At 66.0% G+C, this 16,653-nt stretch carries 15 protein-coding genes and 1 tRNA gene; 11 read left to right on the forward strand and 5 right to left on the reverse strand.

All coding sequences use genetic code 11. From position 1 onward, the window contains the following. The 7 genes from eno to NNX37_RS13325 all read left to right on the forward strand — a co-directional run bounded on the left by eno (position 1) and on the right by NNX37_RS13325 (position 7,043). Positions 1-1,287, forward strand: a complete 1,287-nt coding sequence (gene eno, locus NNX37_RS13295; protein WP_255793212.1) for a phosphopyruvate hydratase — start codon at positions 1-3, stop codon at positions 1,285-1,287. Between the two features lie 515 nt (positions 1,288-1,802). After that, entirely contained in the window at positions 1,803-2,291 is a 489-nt protein-coding gene (locus NNX37_RS13300) for an FtsB family cell division protein (protein WP_255793213.1), read from the forward strand. 64 nt (positions 2,292-2,355) lie between these two features. Further along, on the forward strand, positions 2,356-3,021 hold the full coding sequence (locus NNX37_RS13305) for a DUF501 domain-containing protein (RefSeq protein WP_255793214.1): 666 nt from the start codon (positions 2,356-2,358) through the stop codon (positions 3,019-3,021). Between the two features lie 29 nt (positions 3,022-3,050). Then, entirely contained in the window at positions 3,051-3,995 is a 945-nt protein-coding gene (locus NNX37_RS13310) for a Ppx/GppA phosphatase family protein (RefSeq protein ID WP_255793538.1), read from the forward strand. Further along, the gene (locus tag NNX37_RS13315) at positions 3,992-5,401 is read left to right on the forward strand and encodes a S8 family serine peptidase (RefSeq protein WP_407079960.1); all 1,410 of its coding nucleotides are present in this window, start codon (positions 3,992-3,994) and stop codon (positions 5,399-5,401) included. The genes NNX37_RS13310 and NNX37_RS13315 overlap by 4 nt, the downstream gene beginning before the upstream one ends. 70 nt (positions 5,402-5,471) lie before the next feature. Continuing rightward, on the forward strand, positions 5,472-6,857 hold the full coding sequence (locus NNX37_RS13320; protein ID WP_255793215.1) for an NAD(P)/FAD-dependent oxidoreductase: 1,386 nt from the start codon (positions 5,472-5,474) through the stop codon (positions 6,855-6,857). Positions 6,858-6,969: 112 nt separating this feature from the next. Next, a tRNA-Leu gene (locus tag NNX37_RS13325) sits at positions 6,970-7,043 on the forward strand. Positions 7,044-7,085: 42 nt separating this feature from the next. Here the strand turns inward: NNX37_RS13325 and NNX37_RS13330 are convergent. After that, positions 7,086-7,655, reverse strand: a complete 570-nt coding sequence (locus NNX37_RS13330) for a hypothetical protein (RefSeq protein ID WP_255793216.1) — start codon at positions 7,653-7,655, stop codon at positions 7,086-7,088. Positions 7,656-7,854: 199 nt separating this feature from the next. Here NNX37_RS13330 and NNX37_RS13335 point away from each other — a divergent pair, with 199 nt between their 5' ends. After that, positions 7,855-9,249: an ABC transporter substrate-binding protein gene (locus NNX37_RS13335; protein WP_255793217.1), complete on the forward strand. Its 1,395-nt coding sequence runs from the start codon at positions 7,855-7,857 to the stop codon at positions 9,247-9,249. A 141-nt stretch (positions 9,250-9,390) separates the two neighbouring features. Here NNX37_RS13335 and NNX37_RS13340 read toward each other — a convergent pair whose 3' ends face one another. The 4 genes from NNX37_RS13340 to NNX37_RS13355 form a co-directional block, all read right to left on the reverse strand. Beyond that, a complete protein-coding gene (locus NNX37_RS13340; RefSeq protein WP_255793218.1) occupies positions 9,391-10,137 on the reverse strand; it encodes an ABC transporter ATP-binding protein in 747 nt (248 codons plus the stop codon). Then, entirely contained in the window at positions 10,134-11,081 is a 948-nt protein-coding gene (locus tag NNX37_RS13345; protein ID WP_255793540.1) for an ABC transporter ATP-binding protein, read from the reverse strand. The genes NNX37_RS13340 and NNX37_RS13345 overlap by 4 nt, the downstream gene beginning before the upstream one ends. 119 nt (positions 11,082-11,200) lie before the next feature. Next, positions 11,201-12,181: a branched-chain amino acid ABC transporter permease gene (locus NNX37_RS13350; RefSeq protein ID WP_255793219.1), complete on the reverse strand. Its 981-nt coding sequence runs from the start codon at positions 12,179-12,181 to the stop codon at positions 11,201-11,203. A 14-nt stretch (positions 12,182-12,195) separates the two neighbouring features. Next, on the reverse strand, positions 12,196-13,497 hold the full coding sequence (locus tag NNX37_RS13355) for a branched-chain amino acid ABC transporter permease (RefSeq protein ID WP_255793541.1): 1,302 nt from the start codon (positions 13,495-13,497) through the stop codon (positions 12,196-12,198). Positions 13,498-13,842: 345 nt separating this feature from the next. On the opposite strand from NNX37_RS13355, the gene NNX37_RS13360 reads away from it, so the two are divergent. From NNX37_RS13360 to NNX37_RS13370, 3 genes are all read left to right on the forward strand, one after another. Beyond that, positions 13,843-14,685, forward strand: a complete 843-nt coding sequence (locus tag NNX37_RS13360; RefSeq protein ID WP_255793220.1) for a Bax inhibitor-1/YccA family protein — start codon at positions 13,843-13,845, stop codon at positions 14,683-14,685. A gap of 201 nt (positions 14,686-14,886) precedes the next feature. Then, on the forward strand, positions 14,887-15,603 hold the full coding sequence (locus NNX37_RS13365) for an ANTAR domain-containing protein (protein ID WP_255793221.1): 717 nt from the start codon (positions 14,887-14,889) through the stop codon (positions 15,601-15,603). Positions 15,604-15,634: 31 nt separating this feature from the next. Further along, the gene (locus NNX37_RS13370) at positions 15,635-16,594 is read left to right on the forward strand and encodes an aldose 1-epimerase family protein (RefSeq protein ID WP_255793222.1); all 960 of its coding nucleotides are present in this window, start codon (positions 15,635-15,637) and stop codon (positions 16,592-16,594) included. Positions 16,595-16,653 lie beyond the last annotated feature (59 nt).

Genomic DNA, 16,653 nt, shown 5'->3' on the forward strand with positions numbered 1-16,653 from the left:
ATGGCCATCATCGATGCCATCCATGCCCGCGAGATCCTCGATTCCCGCGGCAACCCCACCGTCGAGGTGGAGGTGCTGCTCGACGACGACACGTTCGGCCGCGCAGCTGTTCCCTCCGGCGCCTCCACGGGCGCCTTCGAAGCGAACGAACGCCGTGACGGTGAGAAGAACCGCTACCAGGGCAAGGGCGTGCTGCAGGCCGTCGAAGCCGTGATCGACCAGATCCAGCCGGCCCTGCTCGGATACGACGCAGCCGACCAGCGTGCCATCGACCAGGCCATGATTGACCTGGACGGCACCGAGAACAAGTCCGGCCTGGGCGCCAACGCCATCCTCGGTGTTTCCCTCGCCGTCGCACGTGCAGCCGCGGAATCCGCTGCCCTGCCGCTGTACCGCTACCTCGGCGGCCCCAACGCGCACATCCTGCCCGTGCCGCTGATGAACATCCTGAACGGCGGCTCGCACGCCGATTCCGACGTCGACATCCAGGAATTCATGATTGTTCCCCTGGGTGCACAGACCTACTCCGAGGGCCTGCGCTGGGGCGTGGAGGTCTACCACAACCTCAAGTCCGTGCTGAAGGAAAAGAACCTTTCCACCGGCCTGGGCGACGAAGGCGGCTTCGCGCCGAACCTGCCCTCCAACCGTGCAGCACTGGACCTGATCATCGAAGCCATCGAGCGGGCCGGCTACGTTCCGGGCAACGACATCGCCCTGGCCCTGGACGTGGCAGCCTCCGAGTTCTTCAAGGACGGCTCGTACGTCTTCGAAGGGCAGAACCGGACCTCAGCCGAAATGTCCGCGTACTACGAGGAACTGGTCCGCGACTACCCGCTGGTTTCCATCGAGGATCCGCTGGACGAAGAGGACTGGGACGGCTGGAAGACCCTGACCGCGTCCGTCGGCGACAAGGTGCAGATTGTGGGCGATGACCTCTTCGTCACCAACCCCACCCGCCTGGAAACCGGCATCAAGAACAACGCCGCGAACTCGCTGCTGGTGAAGGTCAACCAGATCGGCACCCTGACCGAAACCCTGGATGCCATCACCATGGCCCAGCGTGCCGGCTACACCACCATCACCTCCCACCGTTCGGGCGAAACCGAAGACACCACGATCGCCGATATCTGCGTTGCCACCAACGCAGGGCAGATCAAGACCGGTGCCCCGGCCCGTTCCGAGCGCGTAGCCAAGTACAACCAGCTGCTGCGCATCGAAGAGGAACTGGACGACGCCGCCCGCTACGCCGGGCGCAGCGCCTTCCCGCGCTTCAACAACGCCAACTAGCCGGACCGCCGCAGCACCTGCAGGCCCCATTTGGGACCTGCAGGCGTTGCGGAACAGGATCCCAACACCACGGGTGGGTAACCTCATAGGAGGGGACCCGCCCGCGGTCGTTTCCCGGCCGTATCCGGCATCCCTTCAGCACCATATTGAGCACAGTTACAGACAGGACCCGCATGCCGACCCGACGCCCCAAGGTTCCCAGGCCAGCGGCCCCCGCGAACGCTGACGGTGCGAACGCAAGCGGAGGAAAACCTGCATCGAAGCCGGCCGCCGGGAAACCGGCCGTCACGAAGCCGTCCGCCGCAGCGAAACCTCCTGCGGCTCGGCAGGCGCCGGCGGCACCGCGCGCAGCAGCCCCGAAAACGGCAGCTTCGAAAGCGGCAGCGCCTAAAACCGCAGCTTCGAAAGCGGCAGCTACGAAAGCAACGGCGCCTAAAGCCGCAGCTTCGAAAGCAACAGCGCCGGCGCCTCAGCCGCGTTCGCGGAAGCTCTCCGCGTCGGATGCCCGGGCAGCGGTGCGTTCCCAGCTATCCGGAGGAATCCGGCGTAAACCCGATTCTGCACCGGAACAAAAGGTTCCCGCAGCGGCGCCTGAGGTCGAAACCCCGGATGAGCTGCGCCCGGTACCGGCCAAAGCGTTCTCCGGACGACTGCTGGTGCTGGCCATGGTGATGGTTGCCATCACCGTCCTGCTCGCCCCGTCGGTGCGGACATACCTGCAGCAGCGCTCGGACATTGCGGTGGCCAAGGCGGAAATAGCGGAGGCCGAAGCAACGCAGGCGGAACTGGAAGTCCAGCTGGGCCGCTGGGAGGACCCGGCGTACATCAAGCAGCAGGCACGGGACCGGATTTTCCTCGTGATGCCGGGGGAGAAGCGGTACCTGGTCAAGGGCGAAAACGGTGTGGAAGAAGCCGAGCAGCTGGCCGCCGAAGAGGAGCCCGAAGACCTGCGCTGGGTTGATTCGCTCTGGGACTCGGTCAAGAAATCCGCCACGGCACAGTAATCTGGAGGCTGATAGAAGAAGCAGCCCGGGGCCCTCGCCGGCCCCCACGGAAGGAACCTCCTGCATGACCCAGGACCAGCTCGCCCCCACCCAGGAAGACCTGGAAACCCTGAGCCGGCAGCTTGGCCGCCCGGTGCGTGATGTTGTCGAAATCGGTGCCCGGTGCGTCTGCGGCAACCCCTTGGTAGCTACCACGGCCCCCCGGCTCAGCAACGGCATCCCCTTCCCCACTACGTACTACCTGACGCACCCGGTCATCACGGCCGCCGTTTCCCGGCTCGAAGCTGCCGGGATGATGACGGACATGTCCCGGCGGCTGGAAGATGATCCGGAACTGGCGCAGCGGTACCGCAGCGCGCACGAGCACTACCTCAAGGTTCGCGACGAGATCGGGGAACGCACCGGCACCGGTCCCGTCCCGGAAATTGACGGCGTCTCCGCCGGCGGCATGCCCACCCGGGTGAAATGCCTGCATGTGCTGGTCGGCCACTCCCTGGCCGCCGGACCCGGGGTCAACCCGCTGGGCGACGAAGCGCTGGCGGCGATTGAGCAATGGTGGACAACGGACCGCTGTTACTGCGAAGGTGCTTGGGACACCGCCGCTCCCGCTCCGGCCCGCGACCTGAGCCGCCACACCAAGACGCAGGGCCTCAGCCCGGAAGAACTCGAGAGCAAGAAGGCTGCCCGCCGGCAGGCAACGGATGCCGCAACCAGTGAAGGGGAACTGTGACAGGCCAGGAAGACAGCCGTACCGAGGGCATGCGCGTTGCCGCCATTGACTGCGGCACCAACTCCATCCGGCTGCTTATTGCGGACATCACCCGGGACAGCGAGGGAACAGCGCAGCTGACCGACGTCGTACGCCTGATGCGCGTGAACCGGCTGGGACAGGGAGTGGATGCCACCGGACGGCTGGCACCCGAGGCCCTGGAACGGACCTTCGCCGCGGCGGACGAATACGCCGCGCTGATCCGCGAACACGGAGCGTCGCGGATCCGGTTCGTGGCCACCTCCGCCAGCCGCGACGCGGAAAACCGGCAGGAGTTCGTGGACGGAATCCGCGACCGGCTTGGCGTTGAACCCGAAGTCATCAGCGGGGATGAGGAAGCGGCGCTTTCCTTCGCCGGCGCGGCAAGCGTGTTCGCCGGCGGAAACGGCGCCAAGACCCTCGTGGTGGATCTGGGCGGCGGCAGCACCGAGTTCGTCCTCGGTGACGGTTCGGGTGTCCTGGCGGCCAAGAGCACCAATATGGGCTGTGTACGCTTCACCGAACGGTACCTCCGCTCCGACCCGCCCACCGAGGCGGAAATAGCGGCGGCCCGGGCGGAGATCCTGGACATGGTTGCCTCCGCACTGGTCACGGTGCCGCTGGCGGAAACCGATCGGCTGGTGGGGGTGGCCGGGACCATCACGACCGTCACCGCCGCCGCCCTGGATCTTGCGGAATACTCTCCCGACGCTATCCACGGAACCGAGCTGAGCCGCGGGCAGATTGACGCCACGGCGGATGCCCTGCTGGGCCGGGACCGTGCCGCCCGGGCATCGCTGCCGTACATGCACCCTGGCCGGGTGGATGTTATCGGTGCCGGTGCGCTGATCTGGCGGACCATCGTGGACCGCGTGGACGAGCTGACGGACGGCCGCGTGGCCTCGGCGTTCGCCAGCGAACACGACATCCTTGACGGCATCGCCCTGAGCGCGTGAGGTCCCCCGGGACCGCTCCCGGCCGCCGCCGGGGAAGCGCGGCACGCCTACGGACCGCCGCCGCAGCCCTCTGCGCAGCCGTGGGGCTGACGCTCCTGGCACCTGTTCCTGCGCACGCTGACGAATGGCGGGACAAGCAGTACTGGCTGGCCGACTACGGTGTCACCGAGGCCTGGAAAACCACCAAGGGTGCGGGCGTGAAGGTTGCCGTCATTGATACCGGTGTCGACGTAAGCCATCCCGACCTCGCCGGCGCCGTCACCGGCGGTTTCGATGCATCCGGAGCCGGCGATCCCCAAGGTGCCAGGGGGCTGGGCGATACCCCCGGGCACGGCACCCTGGTGGCCACGCTGCTGGCCGGCCGGGGGCATGAGAAGCCCGCGGAAGACAAGGATGCCAAGGACGGGGATAAAAAGGACGGCAAAGACGAGGGCAAGCCGGCCGACCGCCCCGACGGCATTATCGGCGTGGCCCCGGAAGCCGAGATCCTCGCCGTCTCCACCTGGATCGGCGGAACCAACCCCGGCGGCGTGCCGATCGACATGCAGATCCCCACGGCCGTCCGCTGGGCAGTGGATAACGGTGCCCGGGTCATCAACATGTCCCTGGGCAGTACCTCCACTGCCTGGCCGGAAAGCTGGGACGAAGCGTTCCTTTATGCCGAGCAGAACGACGTGGTGGTTGTCGCAGCCGCCGGCAACCGCGGTGTGGGCATGGTCCAGGTGGGAGCACCCGCCACCATTCCCGGGGTTCTCACCGTGGCCGGCCTGAACCGGCAGGGCGAGGCCAGCCGGGACTCGTCCTCCGAAGGCATCAGCATCGGTGTTGCCGCTCCCGCCGAAGACCTGATCGGCGGGATGCCCGGGAACACATCCCGGTATGCGAAATGGGAAGGCACCTCCGGGGCGGCGCCGCTGGTGTCCGGTGTTGCTGCACTGATCCGTGCGGCACATCCGGAAATGAGTGCTGCGGACGTCATCAACCGGATCGTCAGTACCGCGCGGGATGCCGGCGCTCCGGGTACGGACACCATCTATGGATACGGGATCCTGGACGCCAATGCGGCCGTGAATGCCGATGTTCCTTCCGTCTCCAGCAACCCGCTGGGAACCATTGCCGAGTGGATCCGGGTGCACCGGCGGGTGGTGGACGCCTCGCCGGGCGCCGCCGACATTCCCGCCCCCACGGTCCCGGACCTGCCGGAACCCGAAGTCCCGGTGGCACAGGAGCCGGCACCCCTGAACGACGGCCTCTCCGCCGCCGTCGTGCTGGGTTTCGGGGCCCTTCTCGTGGTGGTGCTGGTGTCCGGCACGGTCCACGTAGGCCGTCTGCGGCGCCGCGGTGCGGCAGTATCCGAAACCCAAAACACTGAAGCGGGGACCCTCGACGAGGCCGGGGTCCGGTAGTAAAAAAAGCTTTAGTGCCGTTTGTCAAATGCTTCGTGAAGACTTTCACAAACTCGGGTACGATTGGGGCATGGCATCGAACAAGCAGTTTTCTGATCGTCCCCGCGTTCTGGTGGTCGGCGGTGGTTACGTCGGTCTGTACGTGGCCAAAGACCTCCAGAAGAAGGTAAAGGAGCAGGGCGGAATTGTTACGGTAGTGGACCCGCTGCCGTACATGACCTACCAGCCTTTCCTCCCCGAGGTCGCCGCAGGCACCATTGAAGCCCGCGACGCCGTTGTATCCCACCGCATGCACCTGAAGAACACCGAGCTGATCACCGGCAAGGTTACTTCCATCAACCACTCCGCCCGCACGGCCACCATTGAGCCGGGTGACGGCAGCGAGCCGTTCGAGCTGCCCTACCAGGACGTCGTCCTGGCTGCCGGCTCGATCACCCGCACCTTCCCGATCCCGGGCCTCGCCGAGGCCGGCATCGGTATGAAGAGCATTGAAGAAGCAATGGCCACCCGCAACCACGTGCTCGAACGCATTGAAACCGCGTCGCTTATGCCCGTGGGACCGGAGCGCGAACGCGCCCTGACGTTCGTCGTCGTCGGCGGCGGCTTTGCCGGCATCGAAACCCTGACCGAACTTGAAGACATGGCCCGCGACGCGGTCCGGATCAATGACCGGCTCCGCCGCGAAGACCTGCGCTTCGTCCTGGTCGAGGCCATGGGCCGGGTTATGCCCGAGGTCAAGCCCGACCAGGCCGAGTGGGTTGTTGCCAGCATGCGTGAGCGCGGCATCGAGGTGCTGCTGAACACCTCGCTGGCATCCGCCGAAGGCGGCGTCCTGAAGCTGATCAACATGGCGGACAAGTCCCCGGCCGGTGAGTTCGGTGCAGACACCCTGATCTGGACCGCCGGTGTGCAGGCGAACCCGATGGTCCGCGCCACCGACTTCCCGATCGACGAGCGCGGCCGCGTCCGCGCCAACGCCGAACTGCGCATCACCGGTGATGACGGTCCCCTCGACGGCGCCTGGGCTGCCGGCGACGTTTCCGCCGTCCCGGACCTCTCCGGCGGCGGCGTGGGCGGTTTCTGCGTCCCGAACGCACAGCATGCCGTCCGCCAGGCAAAGCTGCTGGCCAAGAACATCATGGCGGCCCGCTACGGCGTCGGCACCGTGGAAGAGTACAACCACAAGAGCCTTGGCGCTGTTGCCGGTCTGGGCCAGTACAAGGGTGTTGCCAACATCATGGGCTTCGGCCTGAAGGGCTTCCCGGCCTGGCTGGCACACCGCGGCTACCACGGCCTGGCCATGCCGATGTTCGAGCGCAAGTTCCGCGTAATCTCGGGCTGGCTGCTGAACGTGAGCTACGGCCGCGACCTGACGTCGCTGCGCAACCTGGAAGACCCGCGCCGCGGCTTCGAGGAAGCGGCAACGCCGGCTAAGAAGCCGGCCGTCAAGGCCTAGTCTTCGGTCAACGCCGGTACACGACGACGGCGGTCCTCCATAGGGAGGGCCGCCGTCGTTGTGTTTCCCGCCCTCCCGGCGTTTCCAGTAGGCTTGGGAAGGCGTCAGCCGCGCCCCAGTAGCCCAATTGGCAGAGGCAACCGACTTAAAATCGGTGTGTTGTCGGTTCGAGTCCGACCTGGGGTACTTCAGTCCCTTACAGGCTCCTGCGTGGAAGCGCGTTCCACTTCAGCCGCGCGCGGACCGGTTGCGGTGCCGCAGCAGCAGCCCTCCGGCCAGCAGGCTCAGAATGACGACGGCCGCGATCCCGGGAAGAACCAGGTCCGCACCCGTGCGTTCCTCATCTATGGCCTCCGTGGAGGACGGCGAGGGGGCAGGTGTGCGGCTGGGAGACGGCGCGGTGGACGGGGAGCTCACTCCGGTGCTGCCGGAGACGCCGCCGCTGCCGGTGGTCGGCGCAGGCGTGGGATCCATCGGTGCGGGCGACGTTTCCACCGGTGCGGGCGTTGTCTCCGCCGGCGCCGCGGGGACCGGAGCCGGCACAGGTACGGCGGGAACCGCCTCGGAGTAGTTGCCGGTGGAAGGATCGTAGGTGCTTTCGCCCGGGTTATAGGCCGGTGCGGGCACGGAAGGGTTGTAGGTGCCTGCGACGCAGATCTCCACCCCGTCCACGACGGCGGGAAGGGTGCCGGGCGCGCACTCCAGCGCCGACGCGGGCGCAGCGGGACCCATGAGGAACAGGGCCGCGATCGGAAGTGCGGCAGTGGACAGGCGTAAAACGTGCATTGTTTCCCCCAAGAGAACGATTCTACGGCCATCGTATAGGCCCCATCCGCAGTTTCCGGCAAGGGCACCAAAGCTAAAATGTGACGAGTGTTACAAGGCTGTAACCGAAGCCTCTTATATTCGTCACAATGTTCAACTAGCTTTTCTACTAATCAGGAACACCTGGTATTTGCGTCAAAGGCACCCGCCTTTCGATCGGGGAGAAACTTTTATGACTGCACTACGCACTGCCGGCGGACTGGGTCAGGGCACGGGATACGCCCGCACCGCCAAAATCGCTGCCCTTGGATTGGGTCTTGCCTTATTTGCCAGCGGCTGCAGCGGCGGCGGGGAATCATCCGCGGAAGACACTGCGGGAGCGGGAGAGACCGAGACTGCCGCAGCGGCGGGACTGTCCTGTCCCGAAAGCCAAGGGGGAACGGGGGAAGACCCGGGTGCCAAGGGTGATCCTGCGGCAGTGCCTGCCTCCACGGGCACCACGGACGTACCGCTCAAGCTCGGTACGCTGCTGCCCACCACCGGCTCGCTTGCCTACCTCGGCCCGCCCGAAATCGCCGGCACCAACTTGGCAGTTAATGAAATCAACGAGGCCGGCGGCGTCCTCGGCAAGGACGTCGAAATTGTCCACCGCGACTCCGGCGACACAACCACGGATATCGCCACGCAGTCGGTAAACGACATGCTGAGCCAGGGGGTCAGCGCCATTGTCGGTGCGGCGTCCTCGGGCGTCTCCAAAACGGTGATCGGCAACATCACCGGTGCCGGCGTCATCCAGTTCTCCCCGGCCAACACCTCACCGGACTTCACCACTTGGGACGACAACGGACTGTTCTGGCGGACCGCTCCCTCGGATGTCCTGCAGGGCCGCATCCTGGGCAACTACATCATGTCCTGTGGGGCGCAGACCGTGGGCATGATCGTCCTCAACGACGCCTATGGCACGGGGCTGGAGAGCAACGTGAAGACCTCGGTTGAATCCGCTGGCGGCCAGGTGGTGGCGTCGGAGATGTTCAATGAGGGCGACTCCCAGTTCAGCAGCCAGGTGGACTCGGTTGTGGCCGCGAAGCCCGACGCCATCGTGGTGATCAGCTTTGACCAGGCCAAGAGCATCGTGCCGCTGCTGACGGCCAAGGGTGTTGACTCCAGCCAGTTGTTCTTTGTGGACGGCAATACGTCGGACTACAGCAAGGATCTGGATGCCGGAACCCTTGAAGGGGCGCAGGGAACCATTCCCGGAACCTTCGCATCGGAAAACTTCAAGGAGTCCCTGCTTGAAGTCGATCCGGCGCTGAAGGACTGGTCCTACGCGGGTGAAAGCTATGACGCCGTCACCCTCCTGGCGCTCGCCGCCGAGGCAGCGGGCAGCACAGATGGCAAGGCCATGGCCGCCCAGCTGGAGAGCGTGTCCGCCGAGGGCGAGAAATGCTACGACTTTGCCGGCTGTGTGACCATCCTGCGCGGCGGCGGAGACATCGATTACGACGGCTACTCCGGACCGATCACGTTTGATGAGAACGGCGACCCCACGGAAGCCTTCATCGGCATCTACCAGTACGACGCTGACAACGTGCCGCAGCCGAGCCGCTCCGAAGCGGGCCAGCTGTAGCTGAAGCAGAACAGCAAGGAAGAAGCCCCCGCCGGTTCCGGCGGGGGCTTCTTCCTTGCTGCTGACTGGCCTCTGATGGTGCTTCCTGGAGGAGCGGAGTGTATTCCGCGGCTCCTGGGCCCTTCCTGAGGCCGGGAGGGACTAGGCCGTCTCGGCCAGGGTGCCCAGGTAGAGCTGGATGACCTTCGGATCCTTCATGAGCTCGCGCCCGGTACCGGTGTAGGCGTCCCGGCCCTGGTCGAGCACATACGCCCGGTCACAGATCTGCAGGCAGCGGCGGGCATTCTGTTCCACCATGATTACGGAGACGCCTGCCCGGTTGATCTCATGCACCCGCAGGAACGCCTCGTCCTGCTTGACGGGGGAGAGCCCGGCGGAGGGTTCATCCAGCAGGAGCACGGCGGGATCCATCATCAGCGCACGGCCCATGGCGACCATCTGGCGTTCGCCGCCGGACAGGGAACCCGCCCTCTGGGCCCGGCGCTTGGCCAGTTCGGGGAACACTCCGGCCACAAAATCGAAGCGTTCCTTAAAGGTCCTGGGCGCCTGGTACACGCCCATCTGCAGGTTTTCCTCGATGGTCAGGGAAGGGAAGACGTTGTTGTTCTGCGGAACGAAGCCCACACCCCGGCTGACGAGCTTGTTGGCCTTGAGGCCGGTAAGGTCCTGGCCGCGGACCACTACAGTTCCGGAATGCACCTTGACCAGTCCGAACATTGCCTTGAGCAGGGTGGATTTGCCGGCACCGTTGGGTCCGATGATGCCGATCAGCTCACCGCGGCGTGCCTCGATGCTGCACCCGTTGAGAATGTTGACCCCGGGAATGTAGCCCGCCACGAGATCGGTTACCTTGACGACGGAGTCGCCTTCGAATGCATCGGCAGTCATGCCTGGTCCTTCCGTTCGTCGATCCGCCCGCCGACCACGCCGTCAGGTTCCATACCCACCGATGACTCGGCGTCGTGCTCCAACTCGGCCTCCAGCTTTTCGAAGCCTGCCGAATCGCCCAGGTCCACATCATGGTGCGCCCCAAGATAGGCGTCGATCACGGCCTGGTCCTTCATGACCTCGGACGGCGGCCCCTCGGCCACCACCTTGCCTTCGGCCATAACCACCACCCAGTCGGCAATGTGGCGGACCATGTGCATGTCGTGCTCCACGAACAGCACGGTCATGCCCTCGGCCTTGAGGTTCTTGATGTGGTCAAGCAGGGACTGGGTCAGTGCCGGGTTCACGCCTGCCATGGGCTCATCCAGCATGACCAGTTTCGGGCGGACCATCAGGGCCCGGGCCATCTCCAGCAGCTTGCGCTGGCCGCCGGAGAGGGACGCCGCATAGTCGCCCCGCTTGGTGTCCAGCTTGAACTTGGTCAGCAGGACGTCGGCCTGTTCGGTAATTTCCTTTTCCCGCTGGCGCCACAGCGGAGGCAGGAGCGCCCGCCGAAGGGATTCCCCCGGCTGGGCGGTGGCACCCAGGCGCATGTTCTCCAAGACGGTCAGTTTGCCCATGACCTTGGTCAGCTGGAATGTGCGGACCATGCCAAGGCGTGCCACCTTGTAGGCGGAGACCCCGGCCAGGTCTTTGCCCTCGAACTGCCAGCTGCCGGACTGGGGTGTGTCGAAGCCGGTCAGCAGGTTGAAAAGAGTCGTTTTCCCGGCACCGTTGGGGCCGATCAGTGCGGTGATCTTATTCCGCGGAATCTCCACGTGCTCCACATCCACGGCGTTGATTCCGCCGTAGGTCCGGGTGACGTTCCTGGCCACCAGGATGGGATCCCGTTTGGCGCAGCCCGGACCGGTGTCGCCGGCGGCAATGGGCCGGGCGTCGTCCATGTAGTCGTTGTCCGCGGCCGCCGGAGGAACGGGACCGGCGAGGGGCGCTTCCGCTTCCGGACCGGCTGCGTGCGCCCCTGAGGCGCGCGCTTCCGCCAGGGGCTCGTCTGCTTGGTGGCTCATGCGAACGACAGCTCCTTCTTGTTGCCCAGGATGCCCTGGGGCCGGAAGATCATCAGCAGCATCAGGGCTACGCCGACAAGGATGTAGCGGATCTGGCCTGCCTGGGAAGTGGTGATGAATGTGATGTACCCGGATTCAATGGCGCCGTAAAGAAGACCTTGCGTGACGGAGAGGATGGCCCAGAAAATCATGGAGCCGAGCACCGGCCCGAGCACAGTGGACATGCCGCCCAGCAGCAGGGCCGTGTAGAGGTAGAAGGTCAGCTCGGTCCCGTAGTTTGCCGGCTGCACGGCGTCCCGGGGGAGGGTGAAGATGATTCCGGCCAGCGAGCCCAGGATGCCGCCGATGACCAGCGCCTGCATTTTGTAGGCGTACACGTTCTTGCCCAGGGCGCGGACGGCGTTCTCGTCCTCCCTGATGCCCTTGAGCACGCGGCCCCAGGGACTGCGGATCAGCATCCACACCAGGAGGCAGGCCAGGGCCACCAGGAGCCAGGCCACCAGGCGGATCCAGAGGTCCCGCTCGTTCATGGAGACGGGCCCGAGGCTGTAGGAGCCCGCCGGTAGCGGGTTGAGGGCGTAGAAGCTGCCGGTAAACGCGGCGAGGCCGTTGGCGGATCCGGTCACCGGTGTCATGGAGTTGGTGGTGACGATGTACCGGATGATCTCGGCGGCGGCAATGGTAACGATGGCAAGGTAGTCCGCGCGGAGGCGAAGCGTGGGTATGCCCAGGATGACGGCAAACACAGCGGATGCCAGCAGGGCGATCACCAGTGCCAGCGGCAGCGGGGCATTGAAGGAGAGGATCGGTATGGCGAAGCCGTAGGCGCCGACGGCCATGAACCCGGCCTGGCCGAAGTTCAGCAGGCCGGTGTAGCCGAAGTGCACGGCCAGCCCGAGGGCAGCCAGTGCGTACGCGGCCGTGGTGGGGCTGATGATCTCAGTGAAGGCACCGAGAAGAATATTGGAGAAATCCATGTGTACCTAAGCCCCTAACCTATGCGCTCGCGGCGGCCGAGGAGTCCCTGCGGCCGGACCAGCAGGACAAGAATCATGATGACCAGGGCGCCCACGTACTTCAGGTCCGCTTCCAGCCAGAGGGTGGAGATTTCCACGAAGAGGCCTACCAGGACGGACCCGACCAGTGCGCCGAAGACCGTGCCGAGACCGCCGAGGGTCACTCCGGCAAAGATCAGCAGCAGGATCTGCTGGCCCATATTGAAGGAAACACCCGGTCGGTAGTACGCCCAGAGGATGCCTCCCATGGCGGCAAGGGCTCCGCCGATGACCCAGACGAGCCGGATGACCCGGTCCACGTCAATGCCCGACGCCGCGGCCAGGGCGGGGTTGTCCGCCACTGCCCGGGTGGCCTTGCCGATCCGGGTGCGCAGCAGCAGGAGCGCGACCACCAGGATGACGGCCAGGCTGACGATCAGGGACACCAGGGTATTCCGGGGAATGGACACGGGTCCGAGTTCCAGTATCGGACTCTGGGAGCCCGGCAGCTGCTGTGTCCCGCCGCCGAAGAAGAACAGCACGGTGTAGCGGACTGCCACGGCCAGGCCGATGCTGACGATCATCATGGGCACCAGGCCCGTGCCGCGGCGCCTCAGCGGTTTCCAGATCCCGGCGTCCTGCACGTAGCCGAAGGCACCGCCGGCCAGGACCGCCAACGGGAGGGCTGCCCAGAGCGGCATGCCCATGGCGGCGAAGGCGAAGGCAAGGACGGCACCCAGGGTTACCATTTCCCCGTGCGCGAAGTTGGTCAGGCCGGTGGTGCCGAAGATCAGCGACAGGCCGACGGCGCTCAGGGCGAGCAGGAGGCCGAAGCTCAGGCCCGCCACCGCCCGCTCCAGCAGCAGGGAACCGAAGCTCTCCTCCTGCAGCACAATTCCTTCACCGAGCAGGAACAGCGTGGTGATGTTGGTGGTGTTGGCGAAGGTGACGGTGCGCGGGTTCTGCTGGCCTTCTGCCAGAGCGACACCCTCCGGGAGCGTGGATTCGTCCAGTTCCACTTCATACGCGCCCTGCTGCGGGACGCCGATGGACCAGGATCCGTTGGCTCCGGTCACCGCCTCGGCCTCGTACCCGTTGCCGGTGGCGGTGATGGTGACGCCCTCCAGGGGAGCGCCCGCGTTCTTCAAGACGCCGCTGATCCGGTCGCGGTATTCGGCCGCGTCCGTCGGGCCGGGGCTGGCAGAGGACGCCGGGGCGTCGGGTGTGGCTGTTGTGGCCAAAGCGGCAGGAGCTGCGAGCAGCATGGCAGCAAACAACGCTGCCATGGCCGCCAGCATCCCCAGATACCGGGTCAGCGCCGATGTTCTTACCAAGTTCTGAAACCTCCACGCAGGGCTGCGGAACCGAAGAAGCGGCGCGCAGGCGGGTAGATGTGACACACGTCACCGATTGGGGAACATGCTACCCACTGAATGTTTCAGGCAGTGACGTTTCTCCTCCTGCGCATGTCGCGATCGGATAACAACTGTGCTGCCGTTGGGGCAAGGGAGGCGGGCCCGGGAGGACTCCGGTATGCCGAACCGTTATCCGCAGGTGCGGATTCGCGGGAATCCGCCGTCCTCCGTCTTCGTTGTACTTGGTAGGCTGGGCTGAAACAGCCCCCCAGATGGAGGACAGATTCAATGGCACGTGGCGGAAATCCGGTTTTTAACGGAAAGAACTTCAAAGCCCAGACCCGCGGCGGCACCGCCACGGGTTCACTGGCAACTGACAACAGCTACATGACCCCGCAGCAGCTGCAGGATCTCTACACGGCCCCGTCCGCCAAGCCGTCGGACATGGGCCGCATGACGTATGACGACGTCATCATGAAGACGGTTTTCTGCCTGGCGATGATCCTGGTGGGCGCTGCAATCCCCACTTTCGTGCTGCCGTCGATGGGCAGCGGACTAATGATTCTGGGCGCCCTGGGCGGTTTTGTCCTGGGCCTCGTCAACTCGTTCAAGCGTGAACCCGTTCCCGGGCTGATCCTTGCGTACGCCTTCCTTGAAGGCATGTTCCTCGGCGGCCTCACCGCTGTCCTGGACGGGATGTACCCCGGCGTCGGCCTGCAGGCCGTACTGGGCACGCTGGCAGTCTTCGCCGTCACCCTCGTGCTGTTCCGCAGTGGCAAGGTGCGTGCCACGCCCAAGGCTGTGCGGTTCTTCATGATCGCGATCATCGGTTACGCCGTCTTCTCCCTGATCAACGTCGGCCTGATGATCTTCGGCGGAGTACAGGATCCGTGGGGTCTGCGCGGCAGCGTCGAAATCTTCGGTATCCCGCTGGGCTTCTTCATCGGCATCCTGGCCATCGGCCTGGCAGCGTTCTCGCTCATCATGGATTTCACGTCCATTGAGCAGGGCGTCAAGGCAGGCGCCCCGGAGCGTTACTCCTGGACTGCGGCGTTCGGCCTGACAGTGACGCTGGTGTGGCTGTACGTGGAGATCATCCGTCTCCTGTCGATCCTCCGCGGCAACGACTAATCCGCCGCGGCACTCAAGCGGTGATACAGCGGAAGGACCGCAGGCGAGTCGCCTGCGGTCCTTCCACTGTTTAACGGCTCCGGGTGCCCGGTTCGGCCCGGGACTCTGGGCACGGTCCGTCCGCGGACGTAGCATGGCCGCGCAGGGCGGTCCCCGGTGCGGCGCCGCCTCCGCATACCCCGGCAGGAAAAGGAGTTGTCCATGGCCGAACCACAGCCGCAGTCGGTGGTCGAAGAACTCGTCGCCGTCCTGCTGGCCGGTTCGGACACTGAGGCGTTCCTCACGGAAGCGGCAGGTGTTGCCGCCCGCAGGATGGGCCTCTCCCCGCCGGACGGGTGCTCGATTGCCGTTGAACGCAGCCGCCGTCCCCGGCTTGCCGTCCGGACCGAGGGTCTGGCGGGGATGGCCGCAGATGATGAGTACGGGCCCGGCAGCCCGGGCGGCACGGTGCTGGGCGGCGGACCCGACGTCGTGGTGTCGGACCTGGCTGCAGCGCACCGCTGGACCACCCTGTCAGGCGCGGAAGACCACGGCATCCGGGCGGTCGCCGTCGTCGCCCTGCCGCTGCAGGGGGACCGCGGGGCCCTCAGCTGCTATTCGGCCTCCGCATACGCCTTCGGACCGGAGGAAATGGCCGGTGTACACGCCGTTGCAGCTGAGAGTGCCAAGGCCCTCCGGCTGGCACTGCTGCTCGATGCCCACGCCAACCGGGCGGCGAACCTCCAGGCGGCCTTGGAATCACGGACCGTGGTGGACCTGGCTGCGGGCATCATCATGGGACAGAACGGCTGCGGCCAGCAGGCCGCGATCGACATCCTCCGCAGCGTCTCGAACAGCCGCAACATCAAGATCCGCAACGTCGCAGCCGGAGTGGTGGCTGCGGTGAGCGACCGGGTGAGCACCCATTTCGATGAGTGAGCAGCGGCGGGCACGGGTAGGATAAGGCGGCATGAACGCAACCGGCAGCGAACCCGCGGAGGCCGTCCCGGCCACCGGCACGCAGTACGAAATCACCCGCGGCAGTGCCCGTGCCGTCATTGGATCCCTGGGCGGTGCGCTCCGCCGGTACACGGTTGACGGTGTGGACCTGTTCCAGACCTACCCGGACAGCGCCATCCCTCCGTCCGCCAACGGCGTGCTCCTTGCCCCGTGGCCCAACCGCGTGGCGGACGGGCGCTGGAAGCTGGACGGACAGACCCAGCAGCTGGACATTACCGAGCCCTCGCGCGGGCATGCCAGCCACGGCCTGCTGCGCAACACCGGCTACACGGTCCGGGAACAGGTTCCCGGTGCCGTGGAACTGGAGGCCGGGATCTTCCCGCAGCACGGATATCCGTTCCACCTGCTGCACCGCGTGCGCTACAGCCTCGACGACGACGGCGGCCTGCACGTGCACCAGAGCCTGACCAACCAGGGCGGAGCAGAGGCCCCCGTAGCCCTCGGTGCCCATCCCTTCCTTCGGCTCGGCGACGTACCGACCGAAGACCTGGTGCTGACCGTGGCTGCATCAACAGTGCTGACCGTCGATGACCGGCTCATTCCCACCGGCCGGCAGGAGCCCGCCGGAACAGCGGACCTCCGGGCCGGAGTGCGGGTGGGCGGCCTGTTGCTGGACAGCGCGTACACGGACCTCGCCCTGGACGACACCGGCCCCGACGGCGCGGCGCACCGGTATGTCCTCGGGGCCCCGGACGGACGCACGGTCAGCCTCTGGGCCGGACCCGAATGCCGTTACGTCCATGTCTTCGTCACCGACACCTTCCCCGGCCAGCCCCGGGCCGTGGCCCTGGAGCCGATGACGGCGCCGGCCAATGCACTCAACTCCGGGGAAGGACTGGTCTGGCTGGCACCCGGTCGGACTTTTTCCGCCCGCTGGGGCATCAGGGGCGAGTTGGCTCCGGCGCGGTAACACCACGGATAGGCACGTAAAGAGGGGTCCGGGCGAAGCGGGATATGGAAAGATGGCCC

The sequence above is a fragment of the Arthrobacter zhaoxinii genome (assembly GCF_024385505.1).
In the GTDB taxonomy this organism is placed as follows: domain Bacteria; phylum Actinomycetota; class Actinomycetes; order Actinomycetales; family Micrococcaceae; genus Arthrobacter_B; species Arthrobacter_B zhaoxinii.